Below are 18431 nucleotides of genomic sequence, written 5' to 3' on the forward strand. Positions count from 1 at the left end.
TTCAGTATTTTACTACGTGCCTAGCTTAATTTTCTATACAGTCTTAGCAGGAGGTGTTTTTAATTAATCTCAAAAAGAAGACAGAATAGCCTCTAAAATATAAATATAACCATTAATTAAACGTGCTGCTCACGGAATAACAGCAGCAACTGTAAAAATACATTATAAAATCTAAGTTTATATATTAAATGTTTAATTTTGAATCGCAGCCTTTGAATTTTTTCTTGCGTAGATGGCTGCAGATTCACCTGCTAACTTTCCGAAAACTGCCCCTGACATCAACCCTGATCCACCAGGATAATTCTCATAGAAAATTCCACCAATCATCTCACCGGCAGCAAACAGTCCATTTAAAGGCTGTTCCTTCTCATTTAGCACCTCACCTATAGGGTTAACCTTTAAAGCTCCAAAAGAGAATGTAATTCCACAAGTCACAGGAAAAGCATAAAAAGGACCTTTCTCTATAGGTAAAGCCCAATTTGTCTTGGGTGGAAAAATTCCTACAGTTCCTTTTCCATCTTTTTCGGTAGGGCTGTATTGACCTTCTTGTACGGAAGAATTATACTCCTTAATTGTTTTTAAAAACTGTGCTTGATTGACCGGCAGCAATTCTACTAATTCCTCAAGACTATTTGCTTGGTAAATAGTCGCTTCTTCAAGATCATATTCTTTACGAAGTAAAGGCCGTACTTGCGAATCATATATTTGATAAGCCACATGACCTGGCTGTTTTAAAATTTCTCGGCCATACTTTGCATACGTATAATTTCGGAAATCAGCTCCCTCATCGACAAACCTTTTTCCTTCTTTATTGAGCATAATACTATATGGATAGGAGTGTTTTTTGAAGATATCACCAGGCTTGGTGAAACCACCCACCTTTGGAGCATTATAGTCTGTTCCAATAGAATGACAACCGGACCATTGTCCATTTTTTTTAGCCCCAACATCTATGGCCATTGAAATACCATCCCCCGTATTATACTCTGTACCTCTAACAATAGCTTCTTCCCACTCTTAAAACTACTCTGGTTTTTCCATTAGCTGCATCTGGAAAATTTGCGTTTCTTGAATACCTGCTCTTTGAAGTTCTTCTTTAAATGATTCTCTTTCTTTTAGCTTAATGATTCTCTTTGAACCGTCACGTAACGTGTACACTCTAAAATTGTACATGAATGTATCTCCACTTAAATAAATGATTCCTGCCTCTGTTATGTAGTGGCCTTGCTTATAATATGTAAGATAAACTTGTTTATTCGTATGTAATGCTTCAATCATTGCCACTCTAGGAGTATAGCTTTAATAATTTTCCCCACCAAAAATTATTCTCCTCAACAAAATATTCTAATTGCCACTTTTGTGTTTCAATAGCTTGTTTGCTAGTTGGTTTATCCCATATGGGATAAACTCTAATTGCCATTTTACCTTTTGTGGTAGCCGTTTTAAGGATTTTCTGTTTTAAAAGAACTTCTTTTGGAAAAACGAATTGTCCAAATCTTTTTGTACTAGTGAAGGTATTAATAACCAATAAATCGGTAGCTTTTCCATATGAAAAGGCTTGGTTTTTATGAGCCTCATCTTTTTCCCAAAAGGATACAAATTGCCCTACCTTATTAGGTGTAGTTTTAGCCACCCTAAATCGTACAGATTTTGAATTTAGCTGAAATATACCAGCGCCATAATCAGAATTCTGGGTTTCTTCTCGAATAGCTTTTATAACGAAGTGATTTGGTTCATAAAAGTTCTCATTTACATATGTTAACGCCTTATAAAATTCATTCATTATTTTTACCCCTTATATTTACAGTCCTAAGCTTTATTAAAATTGTTTGCTGCCGTTTCTCCCCGAGGTTAATCACTCTTTTCTAATTGTCTCTTATTAGATTACCATAAATAGTGTTCTTTTTTTCCTCTTGGTTATGAAAGTAATGGGTAGTAAAGATAAGCAAGTGAAGATTTTGAATAAAATTTGATATTTCTTCGGGGGGTGAACCTTAGAAAATAGCTGCCAATAATTAAGATTTACTTATCTATCCATTCATATTTAATATCAGGAAGGTTTTCTTCGTTTTCACATCCTCTCCCGATGATTCTAAACCCGTTTTTTTCATAAAATCGTTGTGCATTTTTATTTACTTCAAATGTACGTAATGTTAACCTTCCATTTGATTGTGCTTTAACTTTATCAAGTAATACTTTTTCTATTCCCATCCCTTGATAATCTACATGAATATATAGTTGGCTTATCTCGCTATCATTATAAGCAGCTATTCCTACTACTTGTTTATCTATAAAAGCTAAATTAATTTGATATTGCTTAGGTAATATGTGATTTAGAAAATAAATGTGATTTTCAAAACTGTGTATTTCTTTTTGTTTAATGGCTTTTTCCTTGCTATCCCGCCACATTTGTACCGTTTGCTTAGCATATTTAGGTTTATAATGAATAATCTCGAATATAGGACGGTTCATACATTCTCTCCCTATCAACCATAGTTTTATCAATATTTTTATAGGTATCAAAACACCTTCTTAACATATAGTATTATTTAAATTTTATATAAAACCAACATCAATTAGTTCACTTAACCTCAATTTATTTTTTAACTCAAATACTTCATCAATGAAAATAAATTGATCCCCCAGGGAATCAACAAATTGGATGAATCCTGTATCGGTTATATGATGCCCGTTCTTATAATATGTAAGGTATACTTGTTTATTTGTATGTAGTGCTTCAATCAAGGTGAAATTGATTTGCTCCATTTGCTCTTCTGTTAAAAGAGGTTGAGGTACTTCTAGTTGCTTGTTTATGACTTCCTGTAATCCTATGTATTGCTCTGGCATACTGGCGAAAGGACGCCATTTTTTCATTCCTCTATAGTGGTCCATGTTATCTCCTCCTTTAGGCTTTGTGGCCACCAATAAGGCCGTTTCGGTAACGAGCTGTTGAATGATCCAGATAGCTTGAAGCTCGTAGCACACTATTCTTGCCATAACGCAGCCGAATGTCATCAATTGTTTTGGCAAGAGCATAGGCTCTCTCACGTTGGTCAATATCCTCAAATAAGCTCATTTGTTCTTCTTCTTGAATGCTAATGTTTGATAACGAAATCCCAATGGAGCGAATCGGCATTCCACTATCGTGTGTATGTAAAATGGTTAAACAATATGGAAAGATATCTTGGCTTAAGTTCGAAGCTCTCCCCATTTTCTTTTGTCTGGAGAAGCCTCCACCTGTTTGTTTGCTGTAGCCAATGGATAAATGGACCGTTTGAGCCACCACTTGATGCATCCGTAAGCGAAAACATACATCATCCAATAGCTCTAACAGCAATAACTCCACTTCTTTTCGGCTTGTATAATCTCGAAACAGAATTTGACTCTTTCCGAATGATCGAGAACTAGAAATGTATACATCTGAAATACGACTAAAATCAATCCCATTGGCATGTTGGTGTAACTCTTCCCCCATGATGCCAAATTCTTTTTGTAACATCTCTTTTGAAGAAAGAGCGAGTTCTTTTATGGTATAGATGCCTAAACGGTTTAGACGTCTTTCTGTAGCTGATGAGATTCCCCAGAAATCCTTCATTGGATGAATCGACCATAACTTAAAGGGAATATCTTCATATCGCCAATAAGCAACTCCTGTTGGGCTGTGCTTTGCTTCATGATCTAAGCTGACTTTCGCCAGTAAGAGATTAGGACCGATTCCTGCGGTAGCTGTCAGTCTTGTTTTGCGATAGATTTCATTAATTATTCGATGAGCTAGATCCTCTGGTGTTTCAGCAAATAAATGCAAAGAAGCCGTCGCATCAATAAACAACTCATCAATGCTATATGCATGAAAGTCTTCAGGAGCCACATACTGTAACACCAAACTCGAAATATAGTTCGAAGCCTTGATATATCTCTCCATGGATGGATTCACCACATGGATATCTTTCCTTTTAGGAATGTCAAAGAGGCGACTTCCTGTCTTGATCCCTTCTTTCTTTAATAAAGGTGTGGCAGCTAACACAACAGATCCCGACCGTTTGATATCTCCTACAACCGCAAGCTTAGTTTTTAACGGATTTAACCCTCGTATGACTGAGGAAACCGAAGCAAAAAACGATTTCATGTCTATACAAATAATGACTCTGTTTGGTAGCTGCCCATAATCCATTGAAAGTACTCCTCAATAAAGAACGTTTGTTCTTCATTATATACGAACAAACGTTCTTTATTCAATGGAATATCATCCCTTTTCCCGATTATTGTTACTATAATACTGTTAGTCGAGGAAATAAGAAAAGAAAATATATTTATTCATCTACTTGAATTTCCCACTCAATATAGACAAACTAAGAATTTAATTTGCACTAAAAACCCCGTATTTACTATGTTAAGAAATCCAAGACTAAGATTTACTCTAGGGGGGGTTACACAACATGGTAAAATGTAACTGGGTGATAAAATGAGGGAATTAAATCATTATATAAAAAATACTGAAGCGCTTAAGGGTACTAAAGATGCACCAAAGATTGAGGTACTTAAGGGCATTGAGGATTTACCAAAGATTGAACTACTTAAGGGCATTACGGATTTACCAAAGATTGAACTACTTAAGGGCATGAAGGGTTTACCAAAGATTGAACTACTTAAGGGCATTACGGATTTACCAAAGATTGAACTACTTAAGGGCATGAAGGGTTTACCGAAGATTGAACTATTGAAGGGTATTACGGATTTACCAAGGATTGAACTACTGAAGGGTATTACGGATTTACCAAGGATTAAAGTACCTGACGTTGTTAAAGCTGGACTTAAATTAAATATTCCAAAGATAAAACCGGGAGAGGTAGACTACGAATCTTTTTATAAGGGCTCTGAAAATATTGGGAAATGGGGATGGACTGTTCCATTTTCTTTTGGTCTTGTTCATGTGAAATACTTCGAAAACGATAACCTTACTAAAGAAGACGTCGATACGTTTTTTTATGATTATTATTCTTCTAATAATGACGAATTTGACAAAATGACGAATAGTATTCTTAAAAATAAGTGTATCTATCAGTGGCATGAAGCAATAAAACAAAGTGTTTATGCGCATAAAAACAATATGTTTATTTTATCGATTAGTACGCTAATACCTGTACTGGAAGGAATTCTATCAACTTTTGAAAGTAATAAATCTAATATTCGGATGATGAAGGTTTGCAAAGATATGCTTAATACAACCGATGATGAAGCTTTGGTTGATAAAATAATGTGGACTTCTTGTTATCATTTTATTTCAGCACTTTATAAAAAGTCAGATTTCTCTAAAACAGAACCTGAGATAATAAATAGGCATTGGATATTACATGGAAGGACTGCTTTTAATAGTTCAGAAATTGACTCATTAAGAATTTTCAATGCTATTGAGACAGTCTCAGGTATAATGAAGTTTCATAATAGAGAAAAGAATAAAAATAAACAAGATAAATAGGATAGGGTACCAGGGGAAGACTTAGATCTTTTATTAAGGGTTTAGTAAGTGATGAAGAATATGATGACCAAAAAGTAATTGATTTATAATAAAGTTACAAGATAAAATAAGTATCTCTTTTTATTACTAAAGGGGAGACTTAAAATGTATCAAATGAGAATTTTTACATTAAGGGACGGTACGAAAAGGAAAATAAAGATCGAAGAGGGAATGCCCCTTCAAGATGAGTTAAAAAAAGCAGGAGTTACAGAATCAGATATATTTCAAATGCAATTAGTAATCGAAGATGATAAAATGTAATTCTAGTTGGGGTAGCGTCAGGAAAATGCGGATTTACAACGCTAAGCACATTTTCAAGACGATTCCCCCGTTTTTAACAACGTTAAGAAAGTTTTAGTGGTCTTAAAGAATCTAATGAGGCCATTTTCTCCGAATTAAAATAGTATTCTCCTAGCAAATTAGTATGTTCCCAACCTAGGGGTGACATATGGTGCAATAATTCTTCATTAAAACTACCTGACCTTTTTTGATATTCAACTGCTTTTGTTAGATGTAAAGTATTCCAGATACTGATGGCATTGATGATTATGTTTAAGGCACTGGCTCTTTGCAATTGATGCTGTATGGTTCGTTCCTTAAGCTCGCCTTGTTTTCCGAAGAAAATAGCTCTTGCAAGCCCATTCATCGCTTCTCCTTTATTCAATCCTTTTTGTATCTTTCTTCTTAATGATTCATCTGAAATATTATTTAAAATAAAGATCGGGTTTTCTATGCGGCCCATCTCACGTAAGGCTGTAGCCAAGCTGTTTTGTCTTGAATAAGACCCTAGTTTCCCCATAATAAGCGATGTTGAAACTGTTCCTTAAAAATCATGCAGGAATGAATTATGCAGTAAAGCTTTATAAAGAGGGAGATATGACTGTAAATGAAATTTGTGAAATTACAAATGTGTCTAGAGCCTCATTATATAGAAAGCTATCGAAAAGGAACAGTTGATGAGTTATACCCAAAATTGAAAATATATAATAGAAAATAAATTTCATATAGAGGTGGAATTACATGCCTAAAATTGACAATATGTTAGCAATTATATGGATGCTTCGTTCAGGTGAAAAAATTACTGCAAAACAAATTTCAGAAAAGTTAGAGATGAATATAAGGACTGTGTATCGTTATATTGATACAATTTCAACAAGTGGCGTACCTATAATTTCAGAACCAGGACATAACGGTGGATATACTTTATTGAACAATTTTATTGAGGCTCCTCTTTTTTTTGATTTTGAGGAGCAAACTTCACTATTTCACGCTGCTGTTTTTGCAGAAGAAGCCGGATATTATGGAGGTGAAGCACTAAATAGGGCCATTTCAAAACTAAGTAATTACTCAAATCAAGAGCAGGAAACAAAGATAAACCAACATTTAACTAGTCTTGAAGTAATAAGTCGATTAAGTTCTCTCTCTATGGAATCTTTTTTGAAGGAGTTGGAGCAGGCCTTAGCTGACGGGTACTCAGTAAAAATTCTTTACCATAAAAGTGGCGAAAAGCAATTAAATTATAGATTGGTCGATCCGTACAGAATTATCTATTGGAATAATAAGTGGTATGTGATTGGATTTTGTCATCTTAGGAATGATATCCGTAGTTTTAGAGTAGATCGAATTGAAAGTCTAATGCTAACCGAAAATAAGTTTAACCGGCCAGAAAATTTTTCAGCACGTGACTTTTTTATAAAAAATCTTCTTCCAACTATAGAAGATAAGGAAGGGATTATTTCTTTGGTTATTAATGGGGATAAAAGTGTATTGGCTGATATTTGCCAACATTGGTTTTTAGGACATTATTTACAAGAACGGACTTCAAATCAAGCAGTTTTTCTTCTTGAAAAAGATATGATACATACATATGTACCTTATTTACTTTTACCGTACAATAAATCTATTAAAGTTATTGAGCCAATAAGTCTTAAGAAAAGACTTATTGAAGTTCTGTCGGAATTAATAAAATTTCATCAAGTATGATAACTTCCCTGACGTTAACTGTCAGGGAAGTTATTTTATAATAGCTATATCAATTGTGATTGGAGTGTTATTGGATGCAAACAAAAAAAGTTTTTCTATATGTATTTAATACAATGTCGGACTGGGAATATGGATATTTAATTGCTGAACTAAACTCAGGAAGATATTTCAAAAAAGATTTAGTACCTTTAAAAGTAATTACAGTAGGAGCTAATAAAGAAATGATTACTACTATGGGAGGACTGAGCATAAAACCAGATATTTCTCTTGATGAATGTAACCTTGAGAGTAAAGATCTTTTAATTTTACCAGGAGGGACTACTTGGAGTGAAGAAATTCATCAACCTATCTTGGAAAGAATTGGCCAAGCTTTAAAGATTGGCACTATTGTTGCTGCAATTTGTGGTGCAACTGAGGCCCTTGCGAATATGGGATATTTAGATACTAGAAAGCATACAAGTAATAATTTAGAATACACTAAAATGGTATGTCCTAACTATAAAGGAGAAAAGTTCTATGAGGTGGGATCTGCGGTATCTGATGCGAATTTAGTTACTGCATCAGGAATAGCTCCTCTGGAATTTGCGATGGAAGTACTGAAAAAATTAGATGTATTTGCACCAGATACATTACATTCATGGTATAACCTAAATAAGACTCATCAACCTGAATACTTCTTCCAGTTAATGAATTCAATAAATAGCTGAGCTAAAAAATCAACTTAGCAGTTTTATATTAGTTCAAATAAAAATAATGAAGTAACTGAAAAGCTCACTTTCTCTATTTTGTTTTGCAGAGAAGTTGGGCTTTTTAATTCGGAATTTTCTTAGCGTTGTAAATCCGCATTTTCCTGACGCTACCCCATGCCCATCAAGCTAATATTTTGAAGTACCCCCAAAACGAAATTTTTATCTCCTGATAGTTATTTATGAAAATTAAATTCATTTTTTCGTTTTGGGTAACAGCCAATTTCTTAAGTTGATGGATGTGTGTTGCTACCCCAATAAGTGCTAATCGTTGATTGTATTGAATTTTAAGTGAATCTATTATGTTGCTTGACATGGTTAAATGCTATAATAGTAAATTATGGATAAAGGATATGCCTTATATGTTTAGAGAGGTGATGAATTATGCTTAATAAGCCGAGTGATTATATTGAAGCTGGTTTGAAGCTGGAGTTGGAAGAAGATTTAAAATACTTATTTAATTCAACAGCTGATATAAAGGTGGTACCAAAGGGTACAATTGTTTTAAGGCAGGGGCAAAGAGTTTCTTCACTGTATTATATTCATAAAGGAATTATGAGAGGATATTATATAGATGCTGCAGGGAATGATGTGACAAAATGTTTTGCAGCTGAAACGGAATTTGCCTGTGCAGAGGGTTTATTAAGAGTTGAAGAAGCTAGATTTAGTGTAGAAAGCCTGCAAGACAGCATTTGCGTAGTTATTCCGTATAATTCCATAGACCAAGGTATGAAGAAAACTAATCAAATGAAGGTTATATTCACTAATTATATTCAGAAGATTCTTGTTGGTATGCTAAATCGAGAACAGGCGTTACTTATGAAAGATGCACTGGAAAGGTACATGGAGTTTAAAAGAGAGTATTCTTCTTTAGAAAGTAGAATAAATCAATCATATATTGCTTCTTATATTGGAATTAGAGCAAGCTCACTTAGTAGAATTAAGAGAAGTATGAAAATAGAATAAACGTTTTTAGGAAACATCAAATAAAAGTATTTGGTGTTTTTTTATTGCAATTTACATATGTCAATTACAACAGGCTATTATCGCATTATGATAACTGGTGTAATCACTGATTTAGGAGGATTTATTTATGAAGAAAATTTCCTTAGTAACAGGTGCAAATGGTCATTTGGGTAACAACTTAGTAAGGGAATTATTAAAAAGAGGAGAAACTGTTAGAGCAAGTGTACGAGATTTAAATGACAAAGAACCATTTATAGGCCTTGATTGTGAGATCGTCTACGCCGATTTGAGGGATAAAGACTCACTTCATAAAGCACTTGATGGAGTGAATACCTTATATCAAGTAGCTGCTGTATTTAAACATTGGGCACAAGATCCTGAAAAAGAGATAATTATTCCTAATGTTGAGGCAACTCAAAATATAATGGAGGCTGCTAAAGAAGCAAATGTAAGAAAAATAGTATATGTAAGCTCCGTAGCAGCATTGTCATTGGACAAGACAAACTTAAAGGGTAAAATTGATGAAACTACATGGCTTGAAAACAGTCATGGAAATGCATACTTTGATTCAAAAGCACGAGCTGAAAGAACAGCTTGGGAGCTGGCAGAAAAATATGATTTAGATATGGTTAGCGTTCTTCCTGGTGCAATGATTGGTGGAGAGTTTTTAAAGAAAACTCCAACCATACTGGCCTTCGATAGTATTCTTTTAGGAAAGATGAAAGTTAACTATATAAGTGAAATGACGCCAATAGATGTAACTGATGTTGTGAAAGGTATGATTGCTGCAGCGGAAAAAGGTGTAAGGGGTACAAGATATATCTTGGCTAATGAAGAGCCTGTAACTTCAGATGATATCATTAAAATTGCAAAAAAATTTATTCCTAATCTTGAGATACCACAAAAATATACTAAAGAACAGTTGTTAAATTTAGCTGATAAACTTGAATTTGAAGCAAAGGAAAAGAATACTCAGCCATCACTACTTAGAAGTCAAGTAGAATTATATTATGGTGGAATAAATAGACACTATGACCTTACTACATCAAGACAGGATTTGAATTTTAAGCCTAAGTTGGGTGAAGTGGCATTAGAAGAGTATTTTAAACGTTTTTTTGCTAGCCTAAGAAAAAAATCCTTATAATGAATCGGCTACACTTAACTGGACAATAAAATAAAGGTCAAGTAGACTTACCGCCAATTCTGGGCATACTTCTAACTCACATAAGTGAACAGTCCCAGAAACTTTATATGGGGTCCCACCACATCGCCATCAAGTTAAGACGAATTTGTATCTATATAACGAAAAAAACGCTATTCTTTTTGTAGAAATATACAAAAAGGATGGCGTTTTTGATGAATCCTATCATTTCAAATGAACTGAATCTTTTCGCACAAGGGCTACAATACTTTTTATCTCCAGTAGTCCTACAAGATATCGCCAAACAAGTTGGCTTTGTACAGCGATCTAGTAAGTATCAAGCAAACGAACTCATTGCCCTTTGCGTATGGCTCAGTCAAGAAATAGCTAGCACATCACTTACACAATTGTGCAGTCAGTTAGAGGCTTCCACTGGGGTACTGATGAGTTCAGAAGGACTGAATCAACGCTTTAATCCAGCAGCTGTCGCATTTCTTCGAGAAGTCTTTACTTCTCTTCTCACACAAAAACTCTGTTCAAATCACTCGCTTTCTGTACACATGATCTCTACTTTCAATCGTATCTGTATTTTAGATGCGACGGTGTTTCAACTGCCTGATCATTTCGCCACTGACTATCAAGGTTCAGGTGGGAGTAGTAATACGGCAGGCGTGAAAATCCAATTGGAATATGATTTACTTAGTGGTCAATTTCTTAACGTGCAGCTTGGACCAGGAAAAAATAATGATAAAACATACGGTACCATCTGCCTTGAAACCGTAGAGGCGGGCGATTTGTGTTTACGTGATCTTGGTTACTTCGATTTAGGAGACTTACAAACCATTCATGATAAAGAGGCTTACTATATCTCGCGGTTGAAGCTGAATACACGCATTTATATCAAGAACCTTGAGCCAGAATACTTCAACAATGGCACGTTAAAAAAGCAAACAGAATACATCCAGCTTGATATGATACAAATGATGTCTAGTCTAATCCCTGGTGAAACGATGGAAATCCCCGAGGCATACATTGGCCAAAATCATAAGCTACCAGCACGTGTCATTATCCATCGTTTAACCGATGATCAAACGCAAACACGCCTGAAAAACCAGGCGATACGTGAAAAGAAAAAAGGCATTGTCATGAAGGATAAAAGTAAACGTTTAATGGGCATGAATGTATATATCACGAACACGTCGCTAGAAGAAGTACCGACGAACTACGTGCATTCATTGTATTCACTTCGTTGGCAGATTGAGATTTTGTTTAAAACGTGGAAGCCATTCTTTGAAATTGATGAATGTAAAAATATTAAAAGAGAACGCCTAGAGTGCCATTTATATGGACAACTCATCGGCATTCTCCTCTGTTCTTCTACGATGTTTCAAATGCGACAGCTTCTGCTTGAAAAGAAAAAGCAGGAGCTGAGTGAATACAAAGCGATTTATATGATTAAAGACTATTTTCCATTACTGTTTCAAGCGATAGCCGTTGGAACAGAGGAACTTTTGAAAATTCTGCATCGCCTTTATCAGCTGCTTAAAAAGAACGGTCGTAAATGTCATAGATATAAGAAGATGACCGTCTTTGATATTCTAGGGATTGTGTATAAAACGACGGTGAAGCATAGACAAGCTGCCTAGCGAAAAAATCGCGTTTTAATAGGCTTCTTTAGCATGCCTACTTTTCTATCACTTGCTAGTTTTGAAACAAGGATCATTTTGTATCTAGTAATTTACTTTGTTAGCTTGATGGGCATGGGGTTTGCCCAGATAAAAATAGTAAATCTCCTGACTCAACTGCATGTGAGTATGGACCAACAGCAACGGCACCATCTGCATTAAAAGCCTTTCGTGGCATATGAAAATTCCTCCTTTAAAACTATTGCTTTTCAAAGATAAATTTAACATATGATTTAAAGATATTCTTTCATGAAATTGTCATAAGGTTGGATGTTTATAATAATTTTGAAAATCTTTGCCTCCAGTCCTCTGCCAGAGCTTCAACCCCTAGAATTCTTTCAATGGATACTTTATCTTTTTTTTGATGAAAAAGAACTTTTGTAGCAAAAAGCACGGATATCCCTTTTGAATCTCTTTCTACAAGCCCTATTTCCGAATTGAGCGTAATGATTACTTCTTCCAATACTCGGAAAAAGTACCCTGTTAGAGAGGTTTCCACTACTTTCTTTAAAAAAAGTTTCTCCTCATTGTATTTAGAAATAGTGGCGCAAGGAACTCTTCCCTGGGTTACTTGAATAACAGTATCTCCTATCTTGTATATATCTCCTATACACACTTGTTCTTCCATCATTCCTGTTGCCGTGATATTCTCCCCAAAAGCTGGTGGATTCAGCTTCTTATTGAACATGTCTTCCCAATAAGAATAATGCTCAAATGGGTATAAACATACTGCACGATCAACGCCACCGTGAAACTTGTGGTTTGCAACATCGTCACCAATGAAACCTGACTTTTTTAACTCAACAGCTTGTACAAATGATTTTCCTATTGCGGAAATTTCTTTTTTACTATTCCAATCGTATTCTTTGGGTTTTCCAACAGCTAAATGAATGATTTTACGGGCCATCGTAAATTTACCTCATTTCTCTCTAATCTTTACAATTAACTTTTATTCAACTTTATATCCAAATTAATAATAAAGTATCTTATGCTTTATTATTAATTTGGATACTAGTGAGAAAGTTTCTATCGATCGTTGGATCATTTAATTTATTTTATAATAATAAGTGCCCTTGCAAATTGTATGTGCACAACCCGTCATGAATACATCACCCTCCTCTGTCCAAGAAATTTTCAAGTCGCCTCCAGCTAAATGTACGGTTACTAACGTGTTTTTCTTCATATAATTGTTTAAAATTGAGGCTACAACAGTTGCGCAGGCGCCTGTCCCACAACCTTGAGTGACTCCACTTCCTCGCTCCCATACTCGATACTGTAGTTCTGTTTCATTTAATATTTGTACAAATCCAACATTAATTCCATTAGGAAAACGGCTATCTGTTTCAACAATGGGTCCTAATGTCGTAAGAGGTGCTTTTTCAATATCATCTACATAAAAAATAATATGAGGATTTCCCATTGATACTAGAGTTGCTGTATACGTATTACTACCAAATGTTATCGGCTCTGCTACTACTTCATTTTGCTCGAAACCAAGCATAGGTATATCTTTTCTACGCAGTTTCGGCTTTCTCATGTTAATAGTTACCTCTAAAAATTGATTACCTTGCGTATGTACATGTACTTGTACAATTCCTGAAAGAGTCTCAATGGTAAATCTCTCTTTATTTACTATCTTATTGTCGTAAACATACTTAGAAACACATCTTAATCCATTTCCACAATTCTCTGCTTCAGATCCATCACTATTAAATATACGCATTTTCACATCAGCTTCTGTCGATGGACAGATTAAGATTAATCCATCGGAACCAATACCTGTATGAACATTAGCAATAGATACAGCAGTACTCGTAAGATCTTCCTCAGCAATTGATTCATTAAATAAATTCACATAAATATAATTGTTACCCAAAGTGTGCATTTTTGTGAACGTAAATTCACCCATATTACCACCTGCTATATTTTATTTTTGTCTAAATTTAGGGATTTACCAACTAACAAAGATTCATTATATTGAGATCGATAATAACTAGCCTATCCTACCGTAGTTAAAGATAGAGAAAAAGATGCCCACAGGCATCCAAATAGTAAATATTAAATAGATTAGCAAGGAAAGCAAACAACATCCTTTTTTGTTTTTCTTGCTTGATATTACAAATAAACTTTTGATTATCGTCAAATTATGTTATCCTCTTGTGCCTTAATTAGGCTTAGTAACCAACAATTTTAATCCAAGAGCTATAAATACAATCCCTGAAACTTTGTCTAGAACGATATTAAACGTTTTGTTGTCTTTAAGCGTTTTGGTTGCCAAAGTCGAAAAATATGTTACCAATGAGTACCACAGTAGCACGATTAAGGCGAATGTTGAGCCTAATACTAGTAATGCTAATGATCCGTTCTCACCATTTGTGGAAGCGAATTGAGGTAAGAATGATAAATAAAACAGAATGTTTTTAGGGTTAGCAACATTTGTTATAACACCTTGGATATAGTGCTTTCTTAAAGGTACATCTGAAGTTTTCTTAATATCTATTCCTTTACTTTTCTTAAGAAGAGACTTAATCCCAATATATATTAAATACAATCCACCTATAATCTTAATAGCCGTAAATAAAGTAACAGACTGAGATAAAATAAGGGATAATCCAACCGTAGAAAGAATGGTGTGCACAAATGCACCAGTTGCCACACCGGCAGATGCAGCCATACCACTTGCTCTTCCATTTGAAATACCTCTACTTAATACGAATACAGCATCTATACCAGGTGCTGCTATAAAAATTAGTGCAGATATAACGAATAAAGTAAAATCATGGATGCCAAACAACTCAATCAACTCCTATAACTTGTAAAATCTTGCTTTATTTCCTCTTCAATTAGCAGATATAAAGAGTGTATGAGAATATTGACTATAATAAAAGGGACAATTTTTAAAAAGTGAATGAAGTCAGAGCGAAGTTAGTTGGTTATAATAAGCTTATTAGAATGTTGACCTTGGAAGATGTAAAATTCAGCGAACTAGGTACAGACAGCAGGAGGTAAATATGTTAGAGTTTATTCCTTTATTAGATAAGAACAGCAAAGTTCCTCTTTATGTTCAGTTATACCAATATATAAAACAGAAAATAGAAGAGGATAAAATTCCTGAAGGATCTATTTTACCTTCTATTCGATATTTGTCGGGGCAATTAAGAGTTAGTAAAAATACAGTAGAAGGTGCTTATCAACAATTAATAGCAGAAGGATATGTAGCAAGTACAGCGAGAATTGGTTTAAAGGTACTTCCATTAGAAAAAACTATTCTCTCTGCTCCTTTACAAGAGCACACAAAAAAAAACAAGGAACCTTTAGAAAATAAGGGAGAAAAATTTTATTACGATTTCAAATACGGAGATATAGATGTTAATTCCTTCCCTCTTCACATTTGGAGGCGCTGTTTAAATAAAGCTCTAATGAATGAACCTGAGCAATTATCGAATCCGGGAGAAAGAAAAGGAGATATCGGTCTACGTAAGGAATTAGCAAATTATTTATTCCAGTCGCGAGGAGTAAATTGCTCTGAAGAACAAATTGTTATTTGTTCTGGCACTCAGCATGCTATAAGCCTTATTGTCCAATTACTTTCTGCTGAAGAACATTCGGTGTCTATGGAAAATCCAAGTTATGATGGAGCTCAATCAGTATTTAATAACCATGGATGGAGAATTAATCCTATTGGACTCGAAAAAGATGGGATAGATATAGAACAACTTCAAAAGGTTAAGGCGAAAGTAGCCTATATAACACCTTCTCATCAATTTCCTTATGGTATGGTACTTCCTATAAAAAAACGATTGTTACTGTTAGAATGGGCGAGCAAAAACCATAGCTTTATTATTGAAGACGATTACGACAGTGAATTCCGATATCTGGGACAACCTATTCCTTCGTTAAAAGCCTTAGATACCAAAGAAAATGTTATTTATTTGGGCACTTTTTCTAAGTCTTTTACTCCTGCAGTAAGGGTCAGTTATATAGTCTTACCTCAAAGGTTAATGGATGTATATCAGCATATGTATGTTAATTACTATCAGTCTGTACCGTCTATCGTCCAAAAAGGCTTATCTATATTTATGAATGAAGGGCATTTTACAAGTCATATTCGAAGAATGAGAAAAGTATATCAGAAAAAGCACCAAACGCTTGTGGATGCATTAAACAAATATATGGGTGGACATATAGAGATTGTGGGACAAAAAGCAGGACTACATCTATTAGTAAACGTTAAGAATCGCTCTACAAAAGAGTTAGTGAAGGAAGCAAGAAAGGCTGGGGTAAAAGTTTATGACCCAACTTTTTATTTACTGAACGAAGGCGAAGTTAATTCATCATTAGTCATGATGGGCTTTGGAGGAGTTTCAGAAGAAAAAATAGATAAAGGAGTTCAGTTACTCCAAAAAGCTTGGTTTGCTGATGAGAATTAAGAACTAAAAATACCATATAATTAGGTATATTAAGAAGCTATGAACCCTTTAGTACTGAAGGGATTCGTAGCTTCTTTCTTTTATGTGTCGAGCTATATTATTAGTGTATATAAATAAAGGTTAATAAAATGGGCGCAATGTTCAATCTGCGTCTTCCGGAGAACTATGATTCAAATGAAGTGAGGCCTTTTTTAGAATATCAATAAAAATACGTGTCGCAGCACTTAGGTATTTATCCTTCCTGTAGATAATTCCTATATCTCGAGCAAGGTTAGCATTTACAATCGGAATAATTCTAATACGAGGATGATTAAGATACTCTAAATAAGGTCTAGGTAATATAGTTACCCCTACCCTATCTATAACCATATCAATTAAAGATTGCATGGTTGTAATTTCAAAAATTGGTTCTGGAATAAACCCCACGTCTTTGCAAGCTTTATTAATAAGCTGCCTTATAAAATATTGTTCGGGAAGCAATATGGAAGGTGTTGTTTGCAAAGCTTCTATACCTAACGTATTCTGATTCTCTAACGGGTGTCCACTCGGCACTGCAAACGCCATTTCCTCTGTATATAAAGATATAGTTTCTAATTCGTCCCCTTTCATAGGTAAAAAAACAATGCCTATATCCAACTTATTTTCTAACAATTGTTTTTGAATATCCCCAGTACGTAGTCCAAACACAGATATTTTAACAGCAGGATATAGCTGATGAAAGCTACGTAATGTGGGCGGAATGAGGTAATTTTCAACTGTTAACAAGGTGCCTACAGAAATAGTTCCTCTTTGAAGACCATTTAGTTCATCTATTGAGGTTTTGGCCTGTTCAAGTTCATGAAAAATGTTACGTGTATACTTCAAGAGTAATTCTCCCGATTCTGTAAGAGCTGTCTTTTTACCGATGCGATCAAATAAAGGTGTGCCTATTTCATGTTCTAATAAACGAATTTGTTGGCTTAAAGAAGGTTGAGAAATCCCTACTTTTTCTGCTGCTCTTGTAAAATGCAGTTCTTGGCACACAGCGTAAAAATATTCAAGTTGTCTTAATTCCATTCTAGGACCTCCACTTTAAACAGTAATAATTCTTACAGTTTTATTTTGCAAACCCACTGACATAATTTCTATAGGAATCTTATAGATAGTTTGATTTACTCCTATCTTATCATAGTTTTAACCTATGGTTATTATATAAATAATTGAATTGTACTATGAATAGTGCTGTTTTAGACTATTAATTGCACAGGAATCCAGGTAAAGTCTTCAGTTCTAAAAGTAGGAATTAACCTGTGTAAAAATTTCTTGGAGAGTGATAGCATGGGTAGTCAAAGAACAGAGATTATCAATTACAGTGAGTTTTTAAAAAAAAGTAGAAAACCTGCCATTCGAGCATGCTCATGGAAATGGAAAGATATTTATCCATTACTCAGTCAATCTGTATCGGAGGACTTTCTTGAAAGTGGACGTGGAACATTGTCTCTTATTCATAATGATACAGGAGATACGTATGGAACTTCATCAACTATGAATGTAGTTGTTCAAATCTTTAAACCTGGTGAGCACAATAAAGCTCATCGTCACACTAATGTGGCTCTAAACCTAGTGTTTCAGGGAGAGGGCTATAGTATCGTAGATGGGGAAAAAATTGAATGGGAAAAAGGAGATCTATTTCTGGCTCCTCCTTGGTCAGCTCATGAGCATTGCAATACTTCACAAACAGAAGATGCTATTCTTTATACGTTTCAAGATGTACCGGTTCTTACCTCGATGGGTAACTGGTTTTTAGAGGAACCGGTGGGAAGTACACCTCGTCACATACTCAAACCAGATACAAAAACAAGGAATAGCTAGAAAATATTTGTTAACACTTTTCGCTTATAAAAATATAAACAAATTTTAAATAACATAAATATAGAACAATTTAGTCATTCAAATATACCTTTGAAAATTATCTCAAAAGATATG

General features: G+C 34.6%; 19 protein-coding genes and 3 pseudogenes. 10 read left to right on the forward strand and 12 right to left on the reverse strand.

Going from position 1 to position 18431, the window contains the following annotated elements; genetic code table 11:
- Positions 1–192: 192 nt before the first annotated feature.
- The 6 genes and pseudogenes from ACLHDF_RS30255 to ACLHDF_RS30280 form a co-directional block, all read right to left on the reverse strand.
- Positions 193–1017, reverse strand: a pseudogene (locus tag ACLHDF_RS30255) (FAD-binding protein); the annotation flags it as partial.
- A 6-nt stretch (positions 1018–1023) separates the two neighbouring features.
- Positions 1024–1278 carry a hypothetical protein gene (locus ACLHDF_RS30260; RefSeq protein ID WP_413922082.1) on the reverse strand — a complete coding sequence of 85 codons (255 nt, stop codon included), beginning with the start codon at positions 1276–1278 and terminating at the stop codon, positions 1024–1026.
- 7 nt (positions 1279–1285) lie between these two features.
- Positions 1286–1783: a MepB family protein gene (locus ACLHDF_RS30265; protein ID WP_413922083.1), complete on the reverse strand. Its 498-nt coding sequence runs from the start codon at positions 1781–1783 to the stop codon at positions 1286–1288.
- A gap of 239 nt (positions 1784–2022) precedes the next feature.
- Positions 2023–2472, reverse strand: a complete 450-nt coding sequence (locus ACLHDF_RS30270; protein ID WP_413922084.1) for a GNAT family N-acetyltransferase — start codon at positions 2470–2472, stop codon at positions 2023–2025.
- A gap of 84 nt (positions 2473–2556) precedes the next feature.
- Complete coding sequence (locus ACLHDF_RS30275; protein ID WP_413922085.1) at positions 2557–2892, reverse strand: YolD-like family protein; 336 nt, start codon at positions 2890–2892, stop codon at positions 2557–2559.
- Positions 2893–2905: 13 nt separating this feature from the next.
- Positions 2906–4171, reverse strand: a complete 1266-nt coding sequence (locus ACLHDF_RS30280) for a DNA polymerase thumb domain-containing protein (RefSeq protein WP_413922086.1) — start codon at positions 4169–4171, stop codon at positions 2906–2908.
- A gap of 291 nt (positions 4172–4462) precedes the next feature.
- On the opposite strand from ACLHDF_RS30280, the gene ACLHDF_RS30285 reads away from it, so the two are divergent.
- A complete protein-coding gene (locus ACLHDF_RS30285; protein WP_413922087.1) occupies positions 4463–5476 on the forward strand; it encodes a hypothetical protein in 1014 nt (337 codons plus the stop codon).
- A gap of 144 nt (positions 5477–5620) precedes the next feature.
- On the forward strand, positions 5621–5776 hold the full coding sequence (locus ACLHDF_RS30290; RefSeq protein WP_413922088.1) for a hypothetical protein: 156 nt from the start codon (positions 5621–5623) through the stop codon (positions 5774–5776).
- Positions 5777–5858: 82 nt separating this feature from the next.
- Here ACLHDF_RS30290 and ACLHDF_RS30295 read toward each other — a convergent pair.
- A pseudogene (locus ACLHDF_RS30295) lies at positions 5859–6338 on the reverse strand (Tn3 family transposase); the annotation flags it as partial.
- Here ACLHDF_RS30295 and ACLHDF_RS30300 point away from each other — a divergent pair.
- From ACLHDF_RS30300 to ACLHDF_RS30325, 6 genes and pseudogenes are all read left to right on the forward strand, one after another.
- Positions 6326–6472, forward strand: a pseudogene (locus tag ACLHDF_RS30300) (helix-turn-helix domain-containing protein); the annotation flags it as partial. The pseudogenes ACLHDF_RS30295 and ACLHDF_RS30300 overlap by 13 nt on opposite strands.
- Before the next feature lie 63 nt (positions 6473–6535).
- The gene (locus ACLHDF_RS30305) at positions 6536–7498 is read left to right on the forward strand and encodes a helix-turn-helix transcriptional regulator (RefSeq protein ID WP_171777095.1); all 963 of its coding nucleotides are present in this window, start codon (positions 6536–6538) and stop codon (positions 7496–7498) included.
- Positions 7499–7572: 74 nt separating this feature from the next.
- Positions 7573–8205 (forward strand): type 1 glutamine amidotransferase family protein, encoded by a 633-nt coding sequence (locus tag ACLHDF_RS30310; protein WP_413922089.1) that lies wholly within the window; start codon positions 7573–7575, stop codon positions 8203–8205.
- 423 nt (positions 8206–8628) lie between these two features.
- The gene (locus ACLHDF_RS30315; RefSeq protein ID WP_413922090.1) at positions 8629–9210 is read left to right on the forward strand and encodes a Crp/Fnr family transcriptional regulator; all 582 of its coding nucleotides are present in this window, start codon (positions 8629–8631) and stop codon (positions 9208–9210) included.
- Positions 9211–9337: 127 nt separating this feature from the next.
- Entirely contained in the window at positions 9338–10354 is a 1017-nt protein-coding gene (locus ACLHDF_RS30320) for an NAD-dependent epimerase/dehydratase family protein (protein ID WP_229523309.1), read from the forward strand.
- A 212-nt stretch (positions 10355–10566) separates the two neighbouring features.
- Complete coding sequence (locus ACLHDF_RS30325; protein ID WP_413922091.1) at positions 10567–11997, forward strand: IS4 family transposase; 1431 nt, start codon at positions 10567–10569, stop codon at positions 11995–11997.
- Positions 11998–12097: 100 nt separating this feature from the next.
- On the opposite strand, the gene ACLHDF_RS30330 is transcribed toward ACLHDF_RS30325, so the two are convergent.
- From ACLHDF_RS30330 to ACLHDF_RS30345, 4 genes are all read right to left on the reverse strand, one after another.
- Positions 12098–12214, reverse strand: a complete 117-nt coding sequence (locus tag ACLHDF_RS30330; protein ID WP_413922092.1) for a RidA family protein — start codon at positions 12212–12214, stop codon at positions 12098–12100.
- 96 nt (positions 12215–12310) lie between these two features.
- Positions 12311–12943 (reverse strand): MOSC domain-containing protein, encoded by a 633-nt coding sequence (locus ACLHDF_RS30335; protein WP_413922093.1) that lies wholly within the window; start codon positions 12941–12943, stop codon positions 12311–12313.
- A 138-nt stretch (positions 12944–13081) separates the two neighbouring features.
- Positions 13082–13945: a diaminopimelate epimerase gene (dapF, locus tag ACLHDF_RS30340; protein WP_413922094.1), complete on the reverse strand. Its 864-nt coding sequence runs from the start codon at positions 13943–13945 to the stop codon at positions 13082–13084.
- 255 nt (positions 13946–14200) lie between these two features.
- Complete coding sequence (locus ACLHDF_RS30345) at positions 14201–14830, reverse strand: LysE family translocator (protein ID WP_413922095.1); 630 nt, start codon at positions 14828–14830, stop codon at positions 14201–14203.
- Positions 14831–15047: 217 nt separating this feature from the next.
- Here ACLHDF_RS30345 and ACLHDF_RS30350 point away from each other — a divergent pair, with 217 nt between their 5' ends.
- Positions 15048–16466 carry a PLP-dependent aminotransferase family protein gene (locus ACLHDF_RS30350; RefSeq protein ID WP_413922096.1) on the forward strand — a complete coding sequence of 473 codons (1419 nt, stop codon included), beginning with the start codon at positions 15048–15050 and terminating at the stop codon, positions 16464–16466.
- A 141-nt stretch (positions 16467–16607) separates the two neighbouring features.
- On the opposite strand, the gene ACLHDF_RS30355 is transcribed toward ACLHDF_RS30350, so the two are convergent.
- Entirely contained in the window at positions 16608–17522 is a 915-nt protein-coding gene (locus ACLHDF_RS30355) for a LysR family transcriptional regulator (RefSeq protein WP_413922097.1), read from the reverse strand.
- A 261-nt stretch (positions 17523–17783) separates the two neighbouring features.
- On the opposite strand from ACLHDF_RS30355, the gene ACLHDF_RS30360 reads away from it, so the two are divergent.
- Positions 17784–18317, forward strand: a complete 534-nt coding sequence (locus ACLHDF_RS30360) for a cupin domain-containing protein (protein ID WP_413922098.1) — start codon at positions 17784–17786, stop codon at positions 18315–18317.
- The last annotated feature ends 114 nt before the right edge of the window (positions 18318–18431 follow it).

The organism is Priestia megaterium (assembly GCF_046599315.1).
Taxonomy (GTDB): domain Bacteria; phylum Bacillota; class Bacilli; order Bacillales; family Bacillaceae_H; genus Priestia; species Priestia megaterium_F.